Source organism: Cellvibrio sp. UBA7661 (assembly GCA_002483365.1).
In the GTDB taxonomy this organism is placed as follows: Bacteria; Pseudomonadota; Gammaproteobacteria; order Pseudomonadales; family Cellvibrionaceae; genus Cellvibrio.
Genome location: DLHT01000015.1, coordinates 1 through 1,161, shown reverse-complemented (window position 1 = coordinate 1,161; position 1,161 = coordinate 1). Strand labels below are relative to the sequence as shown.

The following is a 1,161-nucleotide window of genomic DNA, read 5'->3' as shown; positions in this document are numbered from 1 at the left end:
AAATAATGGCGGCAAGTGATGGCGCATCCTGATTTACCACAAACCACACGCGGCCATCGGGATTTACCAAGCGCCACAGCGCAAAGGCGTGATCGCGGCAGTCAATGCGTTTGTTTGCCCAGATAAAATTGTCGCTGGTGATGGTTATACCGCCTTGGCCTACATCGAAATACAGCAGATGTTCATGTCGTTCTTTGTATTCGCTATCTTCCGTGTCACTGTCTGCTTCACTATATTCATCACGATCTTCATCGCTGTATTCGCTTTCTTCCTCAGATTCATTGGTGTCGTTAGTTTGTCCGGTGTAATCGTAATAAATAAATGGTGTTGCTGAACTGAAATCAAATTTCAATGGCTTTTCTTCGCTGTGAAAATTAACCAGAGTAGGGTCTTTGTGTAGTCCGCAGCGATAATAGTGTTCCGGCTTTTCGGTTTTTTTGTTTTTAGTGTTGGTATTTTCTGCCGATTTTTTGGTGTTTGTATTTTCATTATCTGCATCTTTATTGGTTTTATCGCTTGTGTCTTCTTGCTTGTCTGCTTTTGTTTCGGAATCGTTTTTATCTTTTTCGCCCTCTACGGCTTTTTCCAGTTCGTCGGCGAGTTTTTTCATTGGGTCGAGTGCGTCTGCATCCCACTCCGGTACACCCGGTTCAATATTAAAATCGTCCAGCAGTAAATCATTTTCATCGGTATGCGCACCAATGAAAGGATTTTGGGTTGCGGTAATTAAGGTGCCGCCGTTTTCGATCCATTCATAAAGTGCGTCGTAGCGTTCTTGGTTCAGAATTTTATGGCCATTGATCAGGATAATCGTGTCTTGTTGTCCAAGCTTGAGGTTGCGCCAGCTGTGCTTGTCCAGCAGGCTTTGGCCTTTAACGGTAATTGCCTGCACACCATGTTTGCGCAGAAAAATTTCAGCAGCGAGAAAGTCGTTCTGCAATGCCTCTTTGGAATAACCCAAATCAATTTCTTTTTCTTCCCATTCCAGGGTGGTGTACCACCAATAACCCAAACCAATAATGATGGCGAGCATTACCCCAATCACGATTTTGTGTTGCACAGGCATGGTCTGCGAATGCTTGTCTGTCACTGTGCAGCTCCTTGTGCGTGGCTGCTGTGCAACCAACAATGATTCCAGCTGGAGCAAAGGTTTTCCGCTTG

Annotated in this window: 1 protein-coding gene; it reads right to left on the bottom strand. The window is 44.7% G+C overall.

Going from position 1 to position 1,161, the window contains the following annotated elements; translation table 11 throughout:
• A partial coding sequence (locus B2739_RS12130; protein ID WP_331346121.1) for a DUF4350 domain-containing protein occupies positions 1-1,090 on the bottom strand: 1,090 nt, incomplete at its 3' end.
• Positions 1,091-1,161 lie beyond the last annotated feature (71 nt).